At 40.5% G+C, this 22,668-nt stretch carries 17 protein-coding genes; 11 read left to right on the top strand and 6 right to left on the bottom strand.

All coding sequences use genetic code 11. From position 1 onward, the window contains the following. The gene (metH, locus tag ACXAFE_RS11110) at window positions 1–2,616 is read left to right on the top strand and encodes a methionine synthase (RefSeq protein WP_475152391.1); all 2,616 of its coding nucleotides are present in this window, start codon (window positions 1–3) and stop codon (window positions 2,614–2,616) included. A 233-nt stretch (window positions 2,617–2,849) separates the two neighbouring features. Beyond that, complete coding sequence (locus tag ACXAFE_RS11105) at window positions 2,850–3,905, top strand: ABC transporter substrate-binding protein (RefSeq protein ID WP_475152388.1); 1,056 nt, start codon at window positions 2,850–2,852, stop codon at window positions 3,903–3,905. A 36-nt stretch (window positions 3,906–3,941) separates the two neighbouring features. On the opposite strand, the gene ACXAFE_RS11100 is transcribed toward ACXAFE_RS11105, so the two are convergent. Next, a complete protein-coding gene (locus ACXAFE_RS11100; protein WP_475152384.1) occupies window positions 3,942–4,901 on the bottom strand; it encodes a hypothetical protein in 960 nt (319 codons plus the stop codon). A gap of 223 nt (window positions 4,902–5,124) precedes the next feature. On the opposite strand from ACXAFE_RS11100, the gene ACXAFE_RS11095 reads away from it, so the two are divergent. The 5 genes from ACXAFE_RS11095 to ACXAFE_RS11075 all read left to right on the top strand — a co-directional run bounded on the left by ACXAFE_RS11095 (window position 5,125) and on the right by ACXAFE_RS11075 (window position 13,033). After that, entirely contained in the window at window positions 5,125–7,998 is a 2,874-nt protein-coding gene (locus ACXAFE_RS11095; protein WP_475152382.1) for an immunoglobulin-like domain-containing protein, read from the top strand. A 177-nt stretch (window positions 7,999–8,175) separates the two neighbouring features. Then, window positions 8,176–11,049, top strand: coding sequence for a M16 family metallopeptidase (locus ACXAFE_RS11090; RefSeq protein ID WP_475152379.1), 2,874 nt, complete (start codon window positions 8,176–8,178; stop codon window positions 11,047–11,049). Between the two features lie 79 nt (window positions 11,050–11,128). After that, window positions 11,129–11,614 (top strand): transposase, encoded by a 486-nt coding sequence (locus ACXAFE_RS11085; protein WP_475150640.1) that lies wholly within the window; start codon window positions 11,129–11,131, stop codon window positions 11,612–11,614. Then, complete coding sequence (locus tag ACXAFE_RS11080) at window positions 11,566–12,453, top strand: IS3 family transposase (RefSeq protein ID WP_475152377.1); 888 nt, start codon at window positions 11,566–11,568, stop codon at window positions 12,451–12,453. Before ACXAFE_RS11085 ends, ACXAFE_RS11080 begins: the two co-directional genes overlap by 49 nt. A gap of 205 nt (window positions 12,454–12,658) precedes the next feature. After that, the gene (locus ACXAFE_RS11075; protein WP_475152373.1) at window positions 12,659–13,033 is read left to right on the top strand and encodes a hypothetical protein; all 375 of its coding nucleotides are present in this window, start codon (window positions 12,659–12,661) and stop codon (window positions 13,031–13,033) included. Window positions 13,034–13,078: 45 nt separating this feature from the next. Here ACXAFE_RS11075 and ACXAFE_RS11070 read toward each other — a convergent pair whose 3' ends face one another. Continuing rightward, the gene (locus ACXAFE_RS11070; protein ID WP_475152369.1) at window positions 13,079–13,543 is read right to left on the bottom strand and encodes an OsmC family protein; all 465 of its coding nucleotides are present in this window, start codon (window positions 13,541–13,543) and stop codon (window positions 13,079–13,081) included. Window positions 13,544–13,650: 107 nt separating this feature from the next. Between ACXAFE_RS11070 and ACXAFE_RS11065 the strand changes: the two genes are divergently transcribed. Further along, the gene (locus tag ACXAFE_RS11065; protein ID WP_475152362.1) at window positions 13,651–14,514 is read left to right on the top strand and encodes a LysR family transcriptional regulator; all 864 of its coding nucleotides are present in this window, start codon (window positions 13,651–13,653) and stop codon (window positions 14,512–14,514) included. An 8-nt stretch (window positions 14,515–14,522) separates the two neighbouring features. On the opposite strand, the gene ACXAFE_RS11060 is transcribed toward ACXAFE_RS11065, so the two are convergent. Beyond that, window positions 14,523–15,704 (bottom strand): MFS transporter, encoded by a 1,182-nt coding sequence (locus ACXAFE_RS11060; RefSeq protein WP_475152356.1) that lies wholly within the window; start codon window positions 15,702–15,704, stop codon window positions 14,523–14,525. Window positions 15,705–15,879: 175 nt separating this feature from the next. Here ACXAFE_RS11060 and cysE point away from each other — a divergent pair, with 175 nt between their 5' ends. Continuing rightward, complete coding sequence (gene cysE / locus ACXAFE_RS11055; RefSeq protein ID WP_100914549.1) at window positions 15,880–16,701, top strand: serine O-acetyltransferase; 822 nt, start codon at window positions 15,880–15,882, stop codon at window positions 16,699–16,701. Here the strand turns inward: cysE and ACXAFE_RS11050 are convergent. The 3 genes from ACXAFE_RS11050 to xseA are packed head-to-tail and all read right to left on the bottom strand — an operon-like array spanning window position 16,638 to window position 19,367. Further along, window positions 16,638–17,489 (bottom strand): substrate-binding periplasmic protein, encoded by an 852-nt coding sequence (locus ACXAFE_RS11050; protein ID WP_475152348.1) that lies wholly within the window; start codon window positions 17,487–17,489, stop codon window positions 16,638–16,640. The genes cysE and ACXAFE_RS11050 overlap by 64 nt on opposite strands. A 59-nt stretch (window positions 17,490–17,548) precedes the next feature. Next, window positions 17,549–18,025: a transcription elongation factor GreAB gene (locus ACXAFE_RS11045; RefSeq protein ID WP_475152346.1), complete on the bottom strand. Its 477-nt coding sequence runs from the start codon at window positions 18,023–18,025 to the stop codon at window positions 17,549–17,551. Then, complete coding sequence (xseA, locus tag ACXAFE_RS11040; RefSeq protein WP_475152343.1) at window positions 18,015–19,367, bottom strand: exodeoxyribonuclease VII large subunit; 1,353 nt, start codon at window positions 19,365–19,367, stop codon at window positions 18,015–18,017. The genes ACXAFE_RS11045 and xseA overlap by 11 nt, the downstream gene beginning before the upstream one ends. 131 nt (window positions 19,368–19,498) lie before the next feature. Here xseA and guaB point away from each other — a divergent pair, with 131 nt between their 5' ends. Further along, window positions 19,499–20,968, top strand: coding sequence for an IMP dehydrogenase (gene guaB, locus ACXAFE_RS11035; RefSeq protein ID WP_475152339.1), 1,470 nt, complete (start codon window positions 19,499–19,501; stop codon window positions 20,966–20,968). A 113-nt stretch (window positions 20,969–21,081) separates the two neighbouring features. Next, window positions 21,082–22,656 (top strand): glutamine-hydrolyzing GMP synthase, encoded by a 1,575-nt coding sequence (gene guaA, locus ACXAFE_RS11030; protein ID WP_237129975.1) that lies wholly within the window; start codon window positions 21,082–21,084, stop codon window positions 22,654–22,656. Window positions 22,657–22,668 lie beyond the last annotated feature (12 nt).

Below are 22,668 nucleotides of genomic sequence, written 5' to 3'. Positions count from 1 at the left end.
ATGACAAGCAGTACAGCAGTATTTACCAATGTTGGTGAACGTACCAATGTTACGGGTTCAGCCCGTTTCAAACGTTTAATCCTAGAAGAAGATTACGAAACCGCACTGGAAGTTGCCCGTGAGCAAGTAGAGAACGGCGCGCAAATTATTGATATCAACATGGATGAAGCCATGTTGGACTCAAAAGCGGCAATGGTACGCTTTTTAAATCTAATTGCGTCAGAGCCAGATATCTCTCGTGTACCAATTATGGTCGACTCATCGAAGTGGGAGGTAATTGAAGCAGGCTTGAAGTGCATTCAAGGTAAAGCAATTGTTAACTCAATTTCACTTAAAGAAGGTGAAGAGCCATTTATTAAGCAAGCTAAAATCATTAAGCGTTTTGGTGCAGCTGCGGTTGTTATGGCGTTTGATGAAACAGGGCAAGCCGAAACGGCCGACCGTAAGTTTGAAATCTGTCAGCGTTCGTACCGTATTCTAGTCGACCAATTAGGTTTTCCACCAGAAGATATTATTTTTGACCCGAATATTTTTGCGGTAGCCACGGGTATTGAAGAACACGACAACTATGCTGTTGAGTTTATTGAAGGCACACGCCGCATTAAACAAAACTTACCGCACTGTAAAGTGTCGGGCGGTGTATCAAACGTATCTTTCTCATTCCGTGGTAATAACCCGGTGCGTGAAGCCATTCACTCGGTATTTTTATATCACGCCATTAAAGCGGGAATGGACATGGGTATCGTAAATGCGGGTCAGCTTGCAGTTTATGATGATATTCCAAAAGAGCTGCGCGATGCAGTTGAAGACGTAGTATTAAATACCGACCCTGAAGCGGGTGAGCGCTTAGTTGAACTTGCACCTAAATACTCAGGGCAAGGCGTTGAAGCGAAAAAAGAAGATTTAGAATGGCGCAGCTGGCCTGTTGCAAAACGTTTAGAGCATGCCCTTGTTAAAGGTATTACGGAATTTATTGACGAAGATACCGAAGAAGCTCGCCAACAAGCTGATAAACCAATTCAAGTAATTGAAGGTCCATTAATGGATGGTATGAACGTCGTCGGTGACCTGTTTGGTGCTGGTAAAATGTTCTTACCACAGGTTGTTAAATCGGCGCGGGTGATGAAGCGCGCAGTTGCCTACCTTGACCCATATATTGAAGCGGAAAAAGAAGAAGGCGCTACCAACGGTAAAATCCTAATGGCTACCGTGAAAGGTGATGTACACGACATTGGTAAAAACATTGTGGGTGTTGTGTTGCAATGTAATAACTACGAAGTGATCGACCTTGGGGTAATGGTACCTGCGGAAACTATATTGCGCACTGCCATTGAAGAGAAAGTCGATATTATTGGTCTTTCTGGCCTGATTACGCCATCGCTTGATGAAATGGTGCATGTGGCAAAAGAAATGACGCGCCAAGGGTTTGATATTCCTTTATTAATTGGTGGTGCAACCACATCAAAAGCGCATACTGCGGTTAAAATTGAACCGGAATATGACAAAGGCGTGGTGTATGTTAATAACGCTTCGCGTGCAGTTGGTGTGGCGTCAAGCTTGTTAAGTAAAACACAAAAGCCCGAGTTTTTAGCAAAAACGACTGCTGAGTATGAAAAAGTGCGTGAGCAACAAGCGCGTAAACGCCCACGCTCAAAACCAGTTACACTTGCCGCAGCTCGTGCTAATAGCGCACCAATTGATTTTGTAAATTACACGCCGCCTGTGCCAAAGCAGATTGGTGTAACAGAGTTTAAAGATGTTTCGATTGAGACTCTGCGTGAATATATCGATTGGACGCCATTTTTTATGACCTGGTCGCTTGCTGGTAAATACCCGCGCATTTTAGAAGATGAAATTGTGGGGGAAGAGGCAAAGCAACTATTTAAAGATGCTAACGAGATGCTCGATGATTTAGCGTCGTCAAACAAGCTGCAGCCGTTAGGCGTGATGGGTATCTTCCCTGCTAACCGTGTGGAAGATGATATTGAAATATACACCGATGAATCGCGCACTGAAGTGCTTGTGACAAGTTGTCAACTACGTCAGCAAACCGAGAAAAAAGACTTCCCGAACTATTGTTTAGCTGATTATATCGCGCCAAAAGGCACACCGGACTACTTTGGTGCATTTGCGGTAACTGGCGGGTTAGAAGAAGACGATTTAGCGGATGTATTCGAGCAGCAGCAAGATGACTATAACAAGATTATGGTAAAAGCTGTGGCCGACCGCTTAGCGGAAGCATTCGCTGAATACCTGCATGAGCGCGTGCGTAAAGAAATCTGGGGTTTTGCCGCCGATGAAAATTTATCTAACGATGAGCTTATTCGCGAAAATTACCAAGGTATTCGTCCGGCTCCAGGTTATCCAGCTTGTCCAGAGCATACTGAAAAGCAAAAAATTTGGCAGTTACTCGATGTTGAAAATCGCATCGGTATGAAGTTGACGAGCTCTTATGCGATGTGGCCGGGCGCTGCGGTTTCGGGTTGGTATTTTTCTCACCCAGAGTCTAAGTATTTCGCCGTTGCACAAATTCAGCAAGATCAGCTAGAAGATTATGCCAAGCGTCAAGCAATGAATTTACAAGAAGCCGAACGTTGGCTGGGACCTAACTTGTAAAAGCCAAAGGGAGATTTATATCTCCCTTTTCTTTGGCTAATAATTTACAGCATTTAGTGACATTTATCCGTTGCCTGTACGTTCTGCATCTAGCGACGTGCCAGCAGTATCAACTAACAATTAATTGGCATTAGTTTTTCGCGTTTAAATTCGCTTTTGTAGTGTTCTTTGATAATACTTGAATAATGATCGAATCTGTTTTTGGTGTGATGATAAGACTTTTTAAGTACTTGATGTTCTGCATCATTTTATTTGGTAACTCGGTGCGTGCTGAGTTAAATATTTTATTTGTAAACCCGTCTATCCCCAATGAGCCTTTTTGGCAAAGTGTTGAAGAAATAGCGCAATCAGCAGCGCTGCAACTTGGCACAAAAATGCAGGTGATTTATGGCGGTGGTAATCGTATTGTTCAATTAGAAGCGCTAAAACAATATTTAGCGAAAAACCCCAAACCAGATTACGCAGTGATTTTAAATTACCCCGGCGGTTCCACTGCGAGCATGTCATTGCTGGAGTCGCAGCAGATTAAGTTTGTTACATTAGAGCAAACAATTTTTGGTGAAGAACGCAAAAAAATAGGGTTAGCAGGGCAAAAATATAAGCACTGGCTTGGTGAAATCTACTTTGATAATCACACCGCAGGAGGTCAACTTGCAAAAGCGTTGCAACAATTAAAACAGGCACAATTACCCAAGCAAGAAACGCATGTGGTGGCTATTAATGGTCACTATGGCAGTGAATCGCAGGCGCGGTTTAATGGTATGCGAGAGTATTTCGAGGGCAATGAAGGGGTTGTATATCAAGCGGTGCATGCTGGTTGGTCTGAGCAGGTTGCGTTTAATCAAAGCAAGGCGCTATTAGCGCGCTTTCCTAAAGTAAATATTATATGGGCCGCGTCTGATTTGATGGCACTTGGTGCCAGTAAAGCAGCGGTAGAATCGGGCCGTATTCCCAATAAAGATATTTTTATTGGTGGCTTTGATTGGTTACCTCGCGCAATTCAAGCCGTTGAAAAACAGTCAATAAGTGCGTCAATTGGTGGTCATAAAGTTATGGGGGCATGGGCAGTTATTAGCTTATTGCTTTACGATAATGGACACGATATTTTTTCCCAGCAAAAAAATAAAAAGCTAACCTTTAACCTTGATGTGATCACTAAGCAAAATGTTGCACATTTTAAATCCCATAAAGTTAAAATTAATTGGGCCGAATACGACTTTAAAGCACTTAAAGAAAAAGTGGCATTGAGCCACTCTATTGCAGGACTTAGCCCATTAAACCCTAACTAGCTAGAACTTGAAGTTAAGGGAGTGCGGAGCCCTAAATTAACTTGCTAACTGCTTTTCAGCCAGGTTCAGTTCCATTGTTGCTTTTAATAAACGGTAAAGATTGATTGATGCATCAATTTCTTCTTTACGGTTGGTTAAGCTTTCAATGTTTAAACCTAGTGGCACATCTAAATGGGCACAGCTTTGTAAAATAAGGTTTAAGTTTTCACGGCAAATACGCACTGATTCATTAAGTGATTGCTCAGAGTCTAAAATGCGCCACTTAGTGGCTTCTGGCACTGAAATACCAAGCCATTGCATAAACTCTAACGTTTTTTCACTGCCGCATGGCGTAAAGGTTAAGATAATGCGGTTAGGTGTTAAACCTTGCTGCTTGCAACTACGGGCATAGCTAGTAATTAAGTCGATTGTCGCTTGTGCATCATAAACGGCTTGCGAGATAAAATACTCACAGCCTTGCGCTGTTTTTTCTAATAAACGTTCATGTTCATTACGTTTTGATGCGTGACGTTCCGCGATGGTAACACCACCTAAGAAAAACTTATTTTGATGCTCACTTAATGCGTTATACGCGTTTGGTAAGCTTAATTTAATCTCACCTTCAGACGATGGACTACCCACTAAAACAAGGTTGTTAAGTGCATATTTTTCTTTGGTTTCTGTTAGCCAGTCATTAAATTCTTCGACACCACGCTGCGCGACGCTTTTATAAGTGATTACATCTAATTCAGATAAATCACTTAACAATAAGCTGTATTCGCGCGGGTCTACGGTATGCTTAAACGGAAAAGGGCGTGGTACGCTGGTGCGGCTACTTTCATCTTGAATGTCGTAAATGACTAACCCGTCATACTCTATTTCATGCAAACGACCCAGTAATTTATTGGCAATCTCTGTCACTTTTTCTTTTTCAGTCCCCATTTTTGGTGGCGTAGTACCAATTAAATAAACGCCTTGTGTTGGGTCTTGAATTTTCTGTTGTAAAGATAAAGCCATTGTTCCGTACCATAAATAATTTCGATACAGTAACTATAGCAGCCTTTTAGACGTCTAAATAGCTAAAATTCAAAATTGCGACTGAAAAAAATTGAAATAGAACTTGAGGGAAATTCAAGTTCTTGACCGGCTATTGTGAATAACTGATTTATATATTTTTTTCATCGCTTCTTTGGTATGATATCAAGCTTTATTTTAATTAAATGGAATTAATATAGATCTCATGTCTTATTTAAAAATCATTTCGTTTCTTTTTTTATCTTTAAGTATCTTAACTGGGTGCGGAGGGTCTGATAAAAAAGATACCACACCTCCAGTTATTTCGATTCTTGGTGATAACCCATTGAATATTGAGTATGGTTCCGAATACAAGGATTCGGGAGCTACGGCACTTGATGCTGTTGATGGGGCAGTTGCAGTAACGAGTAGTGGTAAAGTAAATTCAAATAAAATTGGTGAATACCGTATTACATATTCGGCACAAGATAAGTCTGGCAATATAGCATTAGCTGAACGCAAGGTAATGGTCGTTGATACAACTGCACCTGTTATAAGTTTAGTGGGGGAAGCTTCAGTAATAGTTGAGTTTGGTAACGACTATGTTGAACTGGGCGCCTACGCACTTGATAATGTCGATTCTGAAATTGAAATAGAAATAGAAGTCAGTAGCACTGTAAATACTCAAAAACTTGGTGAATATACCGTTGTATACAGAGCATTTGATAAATCTGGGAACTCATCAAGTATTGAACGCAGTGTCGTCGTCGTTGATACAACTTCGCCCGTTATCACATTAGTTGGTAAGGAAGTTGTGACGATAGAATACGCCAGCCAGTATGTTGAATTAGGGGTGAAAGCTCATGATGCTGTTGATGGTCAAATTGAAGTTGAAATTAGTGGCATTGTAGATACTCAAAAACTTGATGAATATACGATTGTTTACTCTGCTGTCGATAGTTCAGGAAACGCGTCTAACATTGAGCGAAAAGTAATTGTGGTAGATAGCTTATCTCCGTTAATTACATTAATCGGTGAATTAGAAGTAACGATTGAATATGGACACGAATATGTTGAAAGTGGGGCTATAGCTGTTGATAACTATGATGGAGAAATAATTCCAAGTATAAGTGGATATGTTAACAGCTTGAAGCAAGGAGAATATACGGTTGAATACAGAGCTAACGATAGCTCTGGGAACTCATCAATAAGCCATAGAACAGTATATGTTGTAGATACTACACCACCAACTATTGATGTTTTAGGGTTAAACCCGATTACGATCGAGTATGGCACGCAGTACGTTGATGAAGGTGCAGTTGGTTCAGATATAATCGATGGCGATTTGCATGTCAGTATTAGCGGAACTATAAACATTAACAAAGTTGGTGAGTATTTTATTGAGTATTCAACAGTGGATAGTTCAGGTCTAAAAGCTACAGCAACGAGAACTATTTTTGTAGTAGATAAAAAGCCACCAGAAATCAATTTGAACGGTAAAACTCCATTGATGGTAGCACAGGGCAGTAATTTTGAAGATCCTGGTGCATCAGCTAACGATGAAGTCGATGGTTTAGTTGAAGTTGAAGTTTCGCATAACGTTAATTCAAATGAAGTTGGTGAATATTTAGTCACTTACGTGGCGACTGATAAGTCTGGAAATGTATCGCAAAAAGAGCGTTTGGTAATCGTTGATGTTGGAATTGCGGATGTGGTTTCAGATTTTAACTTATTACAGTGCTTAAACGAATCAGATTTAATTGTTGTATCTCAAGTAGAAGAGTTAGATTGCCGTCAAAAGAATATTGTTTCTGCAGCGGGAATTGAATATTTTCAAAACATGAAGGTGCTAAATTTATCCGTTAACTCTCTTACACAAATAGACCTTAGCAACAACCCAAATATTACTGAGTTGTATCTAAATACAAACCAGCTTAGTTATATTGATTTGAGTAAGAATTTAGCATTACGTAAAGTAAATCTTTCTTATAATAAACTTTTAAACCTTGATTTTAGTAACAATATTAATTTAACCGAAACCCTGGCTACTAATAATTTATTGGAACAAATAGGCACTTCAGGTAGCCCTGAGCTTCAAATACTCGAGTTATCAACTAACAATATTATTAATATTGATGTGACGAATAATAAAAAATTGAGTGATTTAAATGTTTGGGGTAGTGATTTAACTGAGATAGACTTAAGCAATAACGCTGAACTGGTAAGCTTGGTACTAGGCGCGAATAATATCTCACAAATCGATATTACAAATAATGTAAATTTAGAGAAACTGGACTTAAGCAGCAATAAACTGTCGACAATTAACGTTAGCCACAACGCTAAGTTAAAACACCTATCACTCGGTACGAATCAGATTAAAACTATCGGTCTTCAGGGTAATACAAGTTTAGAGTACTTAAACCTTTCTATGAATCAGTTGACAGAGGTTGATTTAAGCAATAATCACTTATTAACAGATTTGAGTTTGGTTCTTAATTCAATTGCGTCTTTAGACGTTACTCATTTACCTAAGCTGACATACTTAAATATTTGGGCAAATAACATAACATCAATTGATGTAAGTCAAAATACAGAACTAACAAATTTGGTTTTAGGTGGCAACTCCTTGCTTAATTTAGACATTAGTAACAACCAAAAGCTCACAGACTTAAATTTGTTTTCTACCGGTATTTCAGAAGTTGATTTGAGCAAGCTTATTTTACTTGAGCGATTAAATTTAAGCTCAAATAACTTGGTTAGTTTGGATTTATCAAATAATACTGAATTAAGAGTGCTTGAAGCGCAAAAAAATAGCTTAAACGAGCTTGATTTGATTAACAATAGCAATTTGCTAAGGCTAGATGTTTTGGGTAATGAGTTGCAATATATCGATTTTGCATTTAATAGCAGCATAAGCTATCTACAAGCGGAAGGAAATGCGCTTACTAATATAGATGTGAGTAGCTTTGGGCTGTTAAGAGAATTGTATCTTAGTGGAAATAATCTTACGGATATTGACTTAAGTTACAATAACAGTTTAAGCATATTGACTCTTGATGACACCGTAGAGTGTAATGGGGATAAATGTGCCCTTCGATAGGTTTTACTAAATCTATTATGGCCCAGTGCGATTTTGCTCTGGGCCTTTTTAAAAGGCCCTCGCAGACCTTATTTACACCCATTTACCGCAATTACTCGCTTAACATCGCGAACATCGCCATAATTACCCAGTTTAGAAAAATTCTATAGAAAAATAATCCAAACCAAGGGAAACAGTATGAAACTTAAATTGGTTGCAGCAAGTGTAGCAATTGCACTATCACTTGCTGGTTGTAATAGCACAACATCATCAAATAATGCACAAGCGGCTACGTCGGTAAAAGCTGAAAACAAAGTTTTCGCACAAGATTATGTGTTAGAAGAGCTCGATAACGGCCTTCGCGTTATGGTGGTTAAAACAGATTACCCAGATGTAGTCTCACTGCAAATTCCAGTATCAGTAGGCTCTCGCAACGAGGTAGAAGCGGGTAAAACAGGTTTTGCACACTTCTTTGAGCACATGATGTTTAAGGGCTCTGAAAAATTCCCGCAAGATGTTTACTCAGATATTCTTAAAAATTCAGGTGTAGATAACCGCGCTTACACCACAAACGATTACACCAACTACCACCTTAACTTTTCAAAGCAGCATTTAGAAACTGTGCTTGAAATTAAAGGCGATATTTTCCAAAACCTAAAATATTCTGAGTCGCAATTTAGAACAGAAGCACTGACGGTTAAAGGTGAGTACCTTAAAAATAATGCTAACCCAATTCGCCAGCTATTAAGTGCAGTGCGTAACGAAGCGTTTGAAAAGCATACTTACAAACACACCACTATGGGCTTTTTTGAAGACATCGAAAAAATGCCAGATCAAATGGCCTACGGTGAAGAGTTCTTTAAAAAGTTTTATAAGCCAGAATATGTATCGCTAATTATTACTGGTGATGTAGACCCGAACGATACCATTGAACTGGTTAAAAAGCATTGGGGTAACTGGCAGCGTGGCGATTATGTTGCTGATATTCCTGTAGAGCCAAAGCAAACAGCGGCAAAATACCTTCATAAAGAAAGCGAAGGTTTGCCGGGTCACTGGTTACTTGTTTCTTACAAGGGTCCTGCGTGGCAGCCAACGGAAAAAGACCGTGCTGCAGTAGATTTAATCTCGCAACTGTATTTTTCAAATAACTCAGCGCTTTACCAAGAGTTAGTTGTTGAGAAGCAGCTTGCTAGCCAAATGTTTACTTACAATCCAGAAACCAAAGATCCGGGTTTATTGCACGTATTTGTAAAAGTTGAAAAAGAAGAAGATTTAGCAAAAGCACGCGATGCGATTAACCGTACTTATGCCAAATCACGTACCGAGTTAGTTGATGCGGATAAGCTTGCTAACTTAAAGTCTAATTTAAAGTATAGCTTTGTTAATGGTTTAGATTCATCGCAAGCAATTGCTTCAACCCTTGCAAGCTACATGCATTTTGAGCGTGACCCTGAAGTAATTAACCAACTTTACGCAACGGCAGATAGCATTTCCGCTGAAGATATTCGTGAAATTGCCAATAAGTATTTTATTGATTCAGGCCGTACAACTGTGACTATGTCGGCACTTAAATCGGTTAAAGGGTTTGAGCAAGAGGTTGACTTAAACGGTGTTGTTGCCGAAATGAGTAAACCGCAAGGCGATGCGAAATTCTCTGTACTTGATATGCGCAGCAGCTCACCGCTAGTTGATGTAAACCTATTATTCTACACAGGTGCAGCAGCTGATCCTGAAGGTAAAAAAGGCCTTGCAGCAATCACTGCTAACATGATTGCACGCGGTGGCTCTGAGTCGCGCTCTTACAAAGAAATTCAAAAAGCCCTTTACCCGATTGCTGGTAGCTTTGGTGTACAAATTGATAAAGAAATGGTGTCATTCCGTGGCCGTGTTAATAAAGACAAGGTAGACGAGTGGTACAAAATTGTTAGTGACCAACTACTTAACCCTGGCTGGCGTGAAGATGACTTTAAGCGCTTAAAGAAAGAACAACTAGATGGCATTCAAGCAGGCCTAAAAGCCTCTAACGATGAAGAGCTTGGCAAAGAAGTGTTATACAGTAAGCTTTACCAAGGTCACACTTATGAAAGCTACAACTATGGTGATATTTCTGATTTAGAAGCGCTTACACTTGAAGATTTAAAAGCATTTTATAAAGCTGAATTTACGCAGGCTAAATTAAATGTGGGTATCTCAGGTGCCATGTCAGATGCAGCAAAAGCAAAACTGCTTAAAGACTTAAGTACACTTCCTGAAGGCAGTGAAAAGCGCCTAACAATTGCTGATGCGCCTAAGTTGGAAGGTCGTCATGCAACCATCGTTGAAAAGCCAGCTAAATCAACAGCGGTGAGCTTTGGTTTCCCGATTGATACGATTCGTAGCGATAAAGATTGGGCGGCACTTTGGTTAATGCGTTCTTATTTTGGTGAGCACCGTAACTCAAACAGCTTTTTGTATCAGCGCATTCGCCAAATTCGTGGTATGAACTATGGTGATTATGCGTATATTGAGTACTTTCCGCGTGGTATGTATCAAACCAAACCAGATGCTAACTTAGGTCGTTCTGAGCAAATTTTCCAAATTTGGTTGCGTCCACTGCGCTCTAACAATGATGCACACTTTGCAACACGTGTTGCGCAATACGAGCTAGATAAGCTAATTGAAAATGGCATGAGCAAAGAAGATTTCGAATCAACTCGTAACTTCTTAACCAACTTCGTGCCGCAAATGGTTGCAAGCCAAGATCGCCAGCTAGGTTATGCGCTTGATAGCAAGTTCTACAATACCGATGAGTTTGTTGCGTATGTACGTAAGCAGCTTGCGAGCTTAACTGTTGAAGATGTAAATCGTGTTATTCGCGACAACTTACAAAATAAAAACATTCACTATGTGTTTATTACCGGTGATGCAAAAGACATGAAAGCGCGTTTAGCTAACGAAACGGTTTCACCGCTTAAGTACAATGCTGAAAAACCAAAATCACTTACCGATGAAGATAAGGTAATTGAAAGTTATAAGCTAGCTATCGATAAAGCCAATATTGAAGTGATGGACGTAAAAAACGTATTTAAATAAACGTTTTTTAAAACGATAAAAAGCCCGCCAATGAAGTGACCCCCAATAGTTGGACATTCCAATTACTGGGGGTCTTTTTATGTCTACATACAGTAGAGAGTTCAAACTAGAAGTAGCAGCTCAAGCCAATACCAAAGGTTCACGTCTGCTTTCAAAACAATTCAATGTTAGTTCACGGCAAATTCGGTATTGGTGTTTAGTGTTTCGTCTTCATGGCAAAGATGCTTTTTTGCATAAGCAAAAACCTTACATAAAAGAAGCTCGCCTAGCGATGATTCAACGAATGAAACGGGAAGGATGGTCTTTAACTTACACTAGTGCCTTTTTTGACTTGTCTTCTCCCGGCATGTTATCCGAATGGTTTTGCGCTTATAATTCGGGAAAATTAACTCACTTGAAACCACTCAGAGCAAACATGCGCAAGCCTGCCAAAGCTAAAAACTCGAAAGAAATGACTGAAAAAGAACTAAGAGAAGAGCTTGAGTACCTCAGAGCGGAGAATGCTGTCTTAAAAAAGTGGAATGCCTTGGCTCAGGAAAAACCAACAACGAAAAAGCAAAAGTAGTGAGTGAGCTAAAGGCTAAATTTAAACTATCGCATTTACTCAAGGCCAGTGAGCTACCGAAAAGCGTTTACTATTACCATCGTAACAAAGGCGATAGTCACGACAAATATGATGCGATAAAGCAGCAAATAAAGTCTATATTCCATGCTCACAAAGGACGGTATGGTTACAGGCGAATAACGTCAACATTACGCAACTCGGGTACGCTCATTAACCATAAAACCGTTCAACGCTTGATGCAGCAATTGTCACTGCAATCGACTGTGAGGCCGAAGCGTTATAAGTCTTATAGGGGCGCACTAGGTAAGCATATCGACAATACGCTTAACAGAGATTTTAATGCGGTGAAACCAAATCAAAAATGGGTAACCGATATTACAGAATTTAAGGTAGCTAACCAGCGTGTCTATCTGTCACCAATCATTGACCTGTTTAATCAAGAAGTTGTTAGTTATGAGGTTGGAACCTCACCGAGGTTAAGTCTAGTTACTGATACATTAAATAAGGCTATTAAGTTGTTAGCATGGCATGAGCGACCGCTCATTCATTCTGATCAAGGTTGGCAATATCAACATCAGTTGACCAGAAAAATCATTGCAGATAACAGCTTAACACAAAGTATGTCCCGTAAAGGAAACTGCTTAGACAATGCCGTTGCAGAAAACTTCTTCGGTATATTGAAAACGGAAATGTATCACGGTTATGAGTACAAAAGCGCAACCGAGCTGGAAAATGCCATTAAAGAATATATAGAATATTACAATCACAAACGAATTAAGCTGAAACTAAAAGGCCTGAGTCCGATAGAGTATCGAAATCAGGCCTTGGTAGCCGCTTAGAAATGAGTCCAACTTAATGGGGTCACTTCACAATTGGCGGGCTTTTTTATGCTTAATTTGAAATATTAAAAAAATAATCAAGCAATAAAAGCGCTAAGATCACTTGTTTAACGTTGGCGTAATTACAAAAAGATGCTGGATAATTAAGCACTTCAATGAAATAATCACGTTGCTAAAATGAACACAAAACATAAAGGACTAAACAATGTTAAAAAAAATAGCGCTAGTCGCAGTAGTAACCCTTTCACTCGCTGCATGTAAAACCATTCCAGTAACTGACTACAATCAACAAGTAAATGCGTCAAACATGACTAAAGAGTCAGTTGAAAAGGCAATTTTAAGTGGCTGCCAGCAGCGTCAGTGGGCATGTAAAGTTGAAAGCGATGGCGTAATTGCTGGTTTACTTAATTGGCGTGGTAAACAGATTAAAGTAGGTATTCATTACGACGCAAAAACGTATACGATTAAGTACCGCGATTCACTTAACTTGAAATATGATGGTGATAGCATTCACAAAAAATACGGTAAGTGGGTAAACAACCTTATTCGTACAATCGATTCACAGATGTTCACAATGTAATTAGCGTATGCTAGTTCAACAGCTAGCATACTAGCGATTGCCAAATTACGCGCACTCTACGGTAATCTCAAAATTTACCGAACGCGCTAAAAAGCACGCTTCATGAGCTTGGTGGTGTAACTCTGCCAAGCTTTTTTTATGTGTAATCGATTCACCTGCCAATGTTACCTCTGGTTTTAACGTCACGGCCGTAATACATAGTTTGCCATCATCGTTTTTAGCGAGTTCGCCAATTGCGTTATCTGTATAACGTTCAATCACAATGCCTTGTTCTGCGGCAAAGTGCAGAAAAAACAACATATGACAACTTGCCAGTGATGCAATAAAGGCTTCTTCAGGGTCGACAAAATCGGAATTCGAAAAAGGCGAGGGCACGACCATTGGGGATGGCGATGCAGGCATTGAAAAACCGCCATCAAAACGCCACTGATGAACACGGTTGTAACGTCCATCGGTAAACATCTCATCTGGTGCTTTTTGCCATTCAATTTGAGCACTGTGCTGCGACATCTTATTTCCTCATTTAAAACGGGTTTAAATTAATTTTGCTTGTTATCTGTTGTTAAAGAAAGTGATAATATTTTTAAGTGATATGAGTTAAATTTGAATCATAAATAATGATCAGCAGTCAGTTAACCAATCTACACACCTTCGTTGTCGTCGCTGAGCAGCTTAATTTTAGTCGTGCCAGTGATTTATTGCACCTTACGCCATGCGCCGTAAGTCATCAAATGAAGCAGTTAGAAACGCATTTAGATGTGAAGTTGTTTATTCGCAAATCAAAAGGTGTGGCACTTACCAGCGAAGCTAAACAGCTTTATAGCTCAGTTAAAAAAGCCTTTTCAGAAATAGAGTTTGGTATTGAGAAAGCGCAAGCACCGAAAGTAAAAAAATTGGTTATAGCGGCGATCCCGAGTGTTGTTTCTTGTGTATTGGTGAATAAATTAGCCGAGCTTCAAGCTTTGCTACCTAACTATCAAATTCATTTTATTAGCCAGCATCAAATCGTTAATTTTGAGCAGCAAAATATAGACTGTCATATTCATTTTGGTAATGGCAAATATGCGAATGCGGTTTCTAAAAAACTGGCAGATGAAATGGTTTATCCGGTATGTAGGCCAAATGTTTATGAAATGCAGCATGAATTGCCTTTGATTCATTATGCTGCAGGAATGGAAGACAAGCCCGGTGGTATAAGCTGGCAACATTGGCAAAAGCATTTTCAACTACCCTCAATGCCAGCCCAATTTGTGTTTGATGAAGTAGGCCTTACATTAAATGCAGCTAAAAATGGTGTAGGTAAAGCACTCGCTTGGCATCAACTTGTAAAACCTTTAATTAAAGATAAGCAACTAAAACGCATTGGTGAAACGCAAATTACATTGCCATTTAGTTATTACTTTGTTACACCTAAATGCCATACCCAGCGAGTGGAGCTCTCTATTTTGTATCACTGGTTGCAAACACAATTTGCTAACTAAAAAGGGGGTTAGCTTGTCGTTAAATTAACCTTTAGCTGCGCTTTTTGCTTTATTTTATAAACTGTTAACCACGCTATTGTTAGTAATAAAATCGGCAAGGTAACTAGGTTTAATGTTTGCCAACCTACGGTAGCTTCTAACCAACCTGCACTTAATGCAGAGAGGGTTACCATGCTAAACACTAAAAACTCGTTAGTAGCTTGGGCTTTAGCGCGCTCTTGCGGTAAGTAAGTTTGGCTCACCATTTGCGTCGCACTAATAAACATAAAATTCCAACCTACACCCAGTAAAAAGAGCGCAGCTAAAAAGTGCCAATGGCTTAAACCCAGCAAATTAACAAAGCAGCAAAGGGCGATTAAAACAATTCCTGCATACATCATGGTGACCTGACCAAAACGTTCTATTAATTTACCACTAAAAAATGACGGTAAAAACATGCCTAATACATGCCATTCAATCACCAGAGCCGACTGTGCTAAGTCAAAGCCATGACGATGCATCGCCAGTGGCGTTGCTGTCATCAATAAATTCATCACTGTGTAACTTACCATGGCAATAAATACTGCAGTCGTAAATTTAGGCGCGCTAATAATGGTTTTTAATGGCCTGCTTTCACCATTATTTTGGCTATGTGACACCTCATTAAATTTAACGAGTTGTAATAGCATTAGCGCTATTGAATATAAAAACGCAAGGGCAATAAATGCATTAGCGTAGTTTAATGCTGGGTAGTGATGGTTCACCCATACCGCTAAATTAGGGCCGAGTATCGCGGCTACAACACCACTTGCCATCACTGTAGATATTGCCACAGCAGGTTTGTCACTGGCTTCAATTGCTGCAAAACGGTAAAGCGTAGCAAAGCCAATACCAATCCCAATTAAAAAAGTGGCGAAGCTAAATAACCAAAACTGGCTAGCCAATAAACTAAAAAAGCCAAGCACGGCGCCGCCAATACCAATGCTATTGCCTAAACTAAAACCCAACTTTCGACCCGTTTTAGCCATAATCAGCGATGCAGGAATCGTAGTAACTAATAGCCCCAGCATTTGCATGGCAACGGGAAAGGTAATAAATGTGGTACTTGGGCTTAGCGCTTTTCCAACCAGGGCTGAGATGGTCACAAGCAAAATATTGCCGGTTGTGATAAGTCCTTGGCAAAAGGCTAAAAGTACAACATTTTTGTTCATGTTTAGAGGCTGCGTTTGGTTATGAAGGGCACTATTTCTAGCACACATTTATCTAAAGGCAAATAAATCAGTCTAACAACTTATCTTTAATTACTTACTCAAGTTATCAAAAAGCGTTAAACTCGTTTAAAATTAAGCTATACAGCTAAAAGTAGTTAAAGTGATTGGTGTTGTTATGCGTCATACAATTTGGCAAGAATTACGTAAAGAAGCAGAAGCCTTAGTAAGAAAAGAGCCGTTATTGGCAAGTCACGTTTATTCGTGTGTACTTAACCATGAGTGCCTAGGGTCTGCATTAAGCTTTATTGTCGCTAACAAATTATCTGATGCGGTAGTTTCAGCTTTCACTTTCCGTGAGTTATTCGATCAAGCATTTGTTAATTGCGACACCATGCTTGATAACGTTGCGCACGATATTAAAGCGGTACGTGATCGCGACCCAGCAGTAGATAACTACCTAACCGTGCTACTAAACCTAAAAGGCTTTCAGTCAATTCAAGTACACCGCTTAGCACACTGCCTATGGCGTCAAGATAGAAAAGAGCTCGCGCAATTTATTCAAAGTCGCAACTCAGAAGTATTTGGTGTTGATATTCACCCTGCATGTAAAGTGGGTAAAGGTATTATGTTTGACCACGCAACTGGCATTGTTGTGGGTGAAACCGCCGTTATTGAAGATAACGTATCGATTCTGCAAGGGGTTACGTTAGGTGGTACAGGTAATGAACAAGGCGATCGTCACCCGAAAATCCGCCACGGCGTATTAATAGGTGCGGGGGCAAAAGTGTTAGGTAATATTGATGTTGGTGAAGATGCGAAAATTGGCGCGGGTTCAGTTGTAATTGCCGATGTTGATGCGCATACCACTGTCGTCGGTGTGCCAGCTAAAGTGGTTGGCAAAACCACAACAGGTTGCCCTGCAGAAACTATGGATCAGTGTTTTGTAGCTGATATGTCCGAAGAAGCAGGTTGTTCACTATCGAGTGCTGCACTGTAATATTGCTGCTCTAACTGTTTAATTACTCCACTTTCGGCCAGTGCTTTCACCGCTTTAGCGAATGCGCTGGCAACGGTTCCTTCATTTACCAAATAAAGTACGTTGTTGACCGACACAGCTTGCTCTGGCAAGTAGTTTGGGTTGAGCGACGATTCATAGTGCTTCGACTTTCTAGAAAAGCCAAAATGCATTGGTTTTGCTAAATAACAGCAATCGTGAATTTTAATCTGTGCATTTGGCTGCTGCGCTAGGTAATAATCAATCGACGCTTTATTGTAAATAAAAAAGTCAGCCTGCTTTTTTTCAATTACTTTGATTGCATCAGCAATGCCTAAATCTTGCCCGTACCGCACCAATATATCTCGTTCTTCAATGGCCGTTTTTCTGCCACCATAGGGTTTTAGCAGAATTTTGTTTTCCAGTTGTTCTAAATTATCTATTTTGGCAACATCTCGGTGTGTGATCACGACGCTATGACTAGTGAGGCCATTTTCGAAAAAGTGCGTAAATTCGCTGCGGGTCTGATTAAAGCCATAACCGGGATAAAAGTCGATGGCACCTTCATTAAGCAGTTTGATTATGCGTTTTTTGGGCGCACGCTTTATGACTAACTTGCAGTTAATATTTTGCGCAGCACGCTCAAATATAGCTTTGTATAGCCCTTGATTCGATGGCATTGCAGCGATAAGTGGTAATCGTGCACTGGTACGGTAGCCCATGGTTATCTCACAGCTAAACGCCGGTAGGCAAATAGCCATCAGCACGATGAAAAAGGATATGCGATACATCAGGTTACACCAATCGATAACACTTATAGTTTTAATAAAAACACACTTATTGATAAGACTCAAACAACTTCGATAATTTCATACTCAGTTGCTTGCCAGTCAAAGCTAACAATATCCTCAATCGATTGCTTTAGTAGCTTTTTAGCAATCGGCGCACTTGGTGTAACAATTTGAATATCAACATTATTTAAAGTGATTTTGTTACCACCTGCAACGGCTAAAATATAAACCCATAACACACTTTCATCGCCACAATTTTCGAGTTTAACTAAATGACCTAGTTGTATTTTCTGGTTGCTAATTGGCTCTATCGATTCTTTAAGTACCTGAATTTCTTGTCTAAGCGCTTCAATACGTTTACTTTGCCCTTCAGCTAAGTAAGCCATCTCGATGCCGAGGCTATCGTATTGGGTTTCGGCCTTACTTTGCTCGTGAGTGGCATCTTGATGTGCGTGTTTTGCAGATTGCACCGCAATCGTTAAGCTTGCTTCTAGCTGCTCAATAAGAGCCTGTTTGATGAGTGATTTATTGATCATTGTTAGCACTCACGTGTGAGACTTTACTGGTAACAGTGCCATCGGCAAATTGCGTGACAATGTTGTCGCCTTCAGTAATTTGAGAGACAGAGGTGACCACGCTAGCATCTTTTTGCGTCATTGAGTAGCCGCGCGCTAAAACCGCAAGCGGGCTGGTGGCATTGAGTTTTGCCGCCAATACCGCAAGTTGTTTTTCTGCAAACTCTAATTGCTTAGCTTGACTACTTTGAAGCCTGCTAACCAGATTATGCAACTGTTGCTGCGCATGGCTTAAACGCTTTTCGGGCGTGGCTTTTTCGAGTCTATTTTGTAATGTATGTTGTGCATACTTTGCTTGCTCTAATTTTCGTTGAATACTGTTAAGCAAGCGCATTTCAAGCTCATCTCGTAACTGAGATTGCTGATTTAATTGGTTACTAGGATGGTAACGCAGCAAATGTTGTTCAAGTACTTGGTAGCTGTGTGCTGCACTTTGCAGGCGTTTCGCCATAAAGTGGTGCAATCGATTTTGTAGCGCATCAATGTTTTGAGCTAAGTGATTTTTATCTGGACTAACAATTTCGGCCGCTTGCGATGGTGTTGCTGCGCGTAAGTCTGCAACATAATCTGAAATAGTCGTATCAATTTCATGACCAACAGCACTTACTACAGGCAGCTTTGACGCGAAAATAGCGCGCGCAAGCATTTCGTGGTTAAAGCACCATAAATCTTCCATTGAGCCGCCGCCGCGCCCCAGAATAATGACATCCACTTCATTGCGCTGATTAGCAAGCTGTAATTGTTCAATAAGCTGTAAATGCGCTTCATTTCCTTGCACCAGTGCAGGGTAAATTACCACCTCAAGTTGTGGCGCGCGCTTTTCCAGTACGGTGAGAATATCTTTAATTGCAGCGCCAGTAGGAGAGGTAATAACCCCTAAACGGCGAATATTATTAGGCAGGGGCTTTTTAAATTCACTGGCAAATAAACCTTCGCCAGCAAGTTGCATTTTAAGCGCGTCAAACTGTTGTTTTAATTGACCTTCACCTGCAGGCTCGATGTGCTCGACAATAAGCTGATAATCACCGCGAGGTTCGTAAAGTGATACGCGAGCACGCACCAGTACTTGGTCGCCATTTTTCGGTTTAAAAGTGGCACTTCTATTATTACCGCGCCACATGGCTGCGCGAATTTGTGCGTTATCGTCTTTTAAACTGAAATACCAATGGCCAGAACTCGGCGAAATAAAATTAGATATTTCACCTGTGAGTTGCAATGAAAAGAAATTTTGTTCGAGTAAGTAGCGTATCTCTTTATTGAGCAAGGAAACGGTATAAACTTTTTGTATCTGATTTTGCAACATAACAGTATGATTTAGCGCTGAATGGAAAATATTCTACCACAAAACATTAAATTTTATTTTACTAGAATGAAATTCGCTGATAAAATCCACCCGCAACTCCCTACACCCACAGATATCATGAGAAGTTGCAAATGCTTAGGATCGCTAAAGAAGCTTTAACCTTTGATGACGTACTATTAGTACCAGGCCACTCAACTGTATTACCACATACAGCTAACCTTAAAACTCGTCTAACGAAAACAATTGAACTAAATTTGCCAATCGTTTCTGCATCTATGGATACAGTTACTGAAGCACGTTTAGCGATTGCGTTAGCGCAAGAAGGTGGTCTTGGTTTCATTCACAAGAACATGACAATTGCAGAGCAAGCTGCCAATGTACGTAAAGTTAAAACGTATGAGGCGGGCATTGTTTCTCACCCAGTTACTGTTACTGCAGACCTGACAATTGCCGGTGCACTTCAATTAGCACACGATAAAGGTTTCTCAGGTTTCCCTGTTGTTGATACTGAAAACAACCTAGTTGGTATTGTAACAAGCCGCGATATGCGTTTTGAAACAAAGCTTGACCAACCTGTTTCAACAGTAATGACTAAGAAAGAGCAGCTGGTAACAGTAAAAGAAGGCGCAGATCGTGAAACGATTTTAGGCCTAATGCATGAGCACCGTATCGAAAAAATCTTAGTTGTTAATGATGACTTTAAACTGAAAGGCATGATTACGGTTAAGGATTACCAAAAAGCACAAGATAAACCAAATGCATGTAAAGACGAACAAGGTCGTTTACGTGTAGGTGCGGCTGTTGGTGTTGGCGCAGGCACAGATGAGCGCATCGCTGCGTTAGTTGAAGCGGGTGTTGATATTCTGCTTATCGATACTTCGCACGGTCACTCACAAGGTGTTATCGACCGCGTAAAAGCAACGCGTGAAGCATACCCTGATTTACAAATCGTTGCAGGTAACGTTGCAACCGCTGAAGGTGCAGTAGCACTTGCTGATGCCGGTGTTAATGCCGTTAAAGTAGGTATTGGCCCAGGTTCAATTTGTACTACACGTATCGTAACAGGTTGTGGTGTTCCGCAAATTACAGCGATTTCAGATGCTGTTGAAGGCTTAAAAGGCCGTGATATTCCGGTTATTGCCGACGGTGGTATTCGTTTCTCTGGTGATATTGCAAAAGCACTTGTTGCGGGCGCATCACTGGTGATGGTTGGTTCAATGCTAGCTGGTACCGAAGAAGCACCAGGTGAAGTTGAGCTTTATCAAGGCCGTTACTACAAATCTTACCGTGGTATGGGTAGCTTAGGTGCAATGAACCAAAAAGAAGGTTCATCTGACCGTTACTTCCAAGATGCTAAATCAGAAGAGAAGCTAGTACCTGAAGGTATTGAAGGTCGCGTAGCGTATAAAGGTCCTATTGCTAACATTATTCATCAGCAGGTTGGTGGTATTCGCAGCGCTATGGGTCTTACGGGCTGTGCAACAATTGAAGAGCTTAACACTAAGCCGCAATTTGTACGTGTTACCGCAGCAGGCATGGGTGAATCGCACGTTCACGACGTACAAATCACAAAAGAAGCTCCTAACTACCGTTTAGGTTAATTCGCGCTTTTATTTATCGATAAGGCTAGCTTTTTGCTAGCCTTAGTTAATTGTATCCCGATTGAAATTGCCGTTTTCAATCGAGTTGTTGGATTTTTAGAAAGAGACAACTAATGAGCAAAAATATTCATGATTCTCGCGTACTGATTTTAGATTTTGGTTCGCAATACACTCAGCTTATCGCCCGCCGCATCCGTGAAATCGGTGTTTACTGTGAACTATGGGCATGGGATGTAACCGAAGAGCAAATTCGCGAATTTAACCCGCAAGGTATTATTTTATCGGGTGGCCCTGAGTCAACAACCGAAGAAAATAGCCCGCGCGCTCCAGAGTATGTATTTAATGCTGGCGTACCTGTACTTGGTATTTGTTACGGTATGCAAACAATGGCAACGCAACTTGGTGGCCAAGTACACAGCTCGGATAAAAAAGAGTTTGGTTACGCGAAAGTTGAAAAAGTAGGTAACTGTGCACTGTTTGATGCGATTGAAGATCATATCGAAGATGGTATTGGCAAACTTGACGTTTGGATGAGCCATGGCGACAAGGTTATTGAAATTCCAGAAACATTTGTAACGTCTGCTAAAACAGATACTTGTCCACATGCAGCAATGTCATGGGAAGAGAAAAAGTTTTACGGTGTACAATTCCACCCAGAAGTAACACACACGCACCAAGGGTTACGTTTATTAGAGCGTTTCGTAATTGATATTTGTGGTTGTGAAAAATTATGGACACCAGCATCAATTATTGAAGATGCCGTTGCGCGTATTAAAGAAAAAGTAGGCGATGACGAAGTTATTCTTGGTCTGTCTGGTGGTGTTGATTCATCGGTAGTAGCGATGCTTATTAACCGTGCTATCGGTGACAAGCTAACCTGTGTATTTGTTGATAATGGTTTACTTCGTTTAAACGAAGGTCAGCAAGTAATGGATATGTTTGGCGATAAGTTCGGTTTAAACATCATTAAAGTAGACGCTGAAGACCGTTTCTTAGCGAACCTTGCAGGTATTGATGAGCCAGAAGCTAAGCGTAAATCAATTGGTCACACTTTCATTGAAGTATTCGATGAAGAAGCTGGCAAACGCCAAAATGCTAAATGGTTAGCGCAAGGTACAATTTACCCAGACGTAATTGAATCTGCTGCATCAGCTACTGGTAAAGCGCATGTAATCAAGTCTCACCATAACGTAGGTGGTTTACCTGAAGATATGGAAATGGGCCTTGTTGAGCCACTGCGTGAGCTATTTAAAGATGAAGTACGTAAGATTGGTCTTGAATTAGGTCTTCCTTACGACATGCTTTACCGTCACCCATTCCCAGGTCCAGGCCTAGGTGTTCGTGTTCTTGGTGAGATTAAGAAAGAATACTGTGACTTACTACGTCGTGCTGATGCTATCTTTATTGAAGAACTGCACAAAGCAGATCTTTATCATAAAGTGTCACAAGCATTTACTGTATTCCTGCCGGTTAAGTCTGTAGGTGTAATGGGTGATGCGCGTAAATATGATTGGGTTGTATCACTTCGTTGTGTTGAAACAATCGACTTTATGACAGCGCGTTGGTCACATTTACCGTATGACTTCTTAGGTTTAGTATCGAACCGTATCATTAACGAAATCGATGGTATTTCGCGCGTGGTTTACGATATTTCTGGTAAGCCGCCAGCGACGATTGAGTGGGAATAATCCTTACTTAGT

This window comes from Pseudoalteromonas sp. ABV4_021 (assembly GCF_056159365.1).
This window is presented reverse-complemented; position numbering and strand designations above follow the sequence as displayed.

Excerpts from the sequence above, each read along its gene's own strand:
- metH (WP_475152391.1), top strand. The coding sequence starts at position 1 with ATGACAAGCAGTACAGCAGTATTTACCAATGTTGGTGAACGTACCAAT.
- ACXAFE_RS11105 (WP_475152388.1), top strand. The coding sequence starts at position 2,850 with ATGTTCTGCATCATTTTATTTGGTAACTCGGTGCGTGCTGAGTTAAAT.
- ACXAFE_RS11100 (WP_475152384.1), bottom strand. The coding sequence starts at position 4,901 with ATGGCTTTATCTTTACAACAGAAAATTCAAGACCCAACACAAGGCGTT.
- ACXAFE_RS11095 (WP_475152382.1), top strand. The coding sequence starts at position 5,125 with ATGTCTTATTTAAAAATCATTTCGTTTCTTTTTTTATCTTTAAGTATC.
- ACXAFE_RS11090 (WP_475152379.1), top strand. The coding sequence starts at position 8,176 with ATGAAACTTAAATTGGTTGCAGCAAGTGTAGCAATTGCACTATCACTT.
- ACXAFE_RS11085 (WP_475150640.1), top strand. The coding sequence starts at position 11,129 with ATGTCTACATACAGTAGAGAGTTCAAACTAGAAGTAGCAGCTCAAGCC.
- ACXAFE_RS11075 (WP_475152373.1), top strand. The coding sequence starts at position 12,659 with ATGTTAAAAAAAATAGCGCTAGTCGCAGTAGTAACCCTTTCACTCGCT.
- ACXAFE_RS11070 (WP_475152369.1), bottom strand. The coding sequence starts at position 13,543 with ATGTCGCAGCACAGTGCTCAAATTGAATGGCAAAAAGCACCAGATGAG.
- ACXAFE_RS11065 (WP_475152362.1), top strand. The coding sequence starts at position 13,651 with ATGATCAGCAGTCAGTTAACCAATCTACACACCTTCGTTGTCGTCGCT.
- ACXAFE_RS11060 (WP_475152356.1), bottom strand. The coding sequence starts at position 15,704 with ATGAACAAAAATGTTGTACTTTTAGCCTTTTGCCAAGGACTTATCACA.
- cysE (WP_100914549.1), top strand. The coding sequence starts at position 15,880 with ATGCGTCATACAATTTGGCAAGAATTACGTAAAGAAGCAGAAGCCTTA.
- ACXAFE_RS11050 (WP_475152348.1), bottom strand. The coding sequence starts at position 17,489 with ATGTATCGCATATCCTTTTTCATCGTGCTGATGGCTATTTGCCTACCG.
- ACXAFE_RS11045 (WP_475152346.1), bottom strand. The coding sequence starts at position 18,025 with ATGATCAATAAATCACTCATCAAACAGGCTCTTATTGAGCAGCTAGAA.
- xseA (WP_475152343.1), bottom strand. The coding sequence starts at position 19,367 with ATGTTGCAAAATCAGATACAAAAAGTTTATACCGTTTCCTTGCTCAAT.
- guaB (WP_475152339.1), top strand. The coding sequence starts at position 19,499 with ATGCTTAGGATCGCTAAAGAAGCTTTAACCTTTGATGACGTACTATTA.
- guaA (WP_237129975.1), top strand. The coding sequence starts at position 21,082 with ATGAGCAAAAATATTCATGATTCTCGCGTACTGATTTTAGATTTTGGT.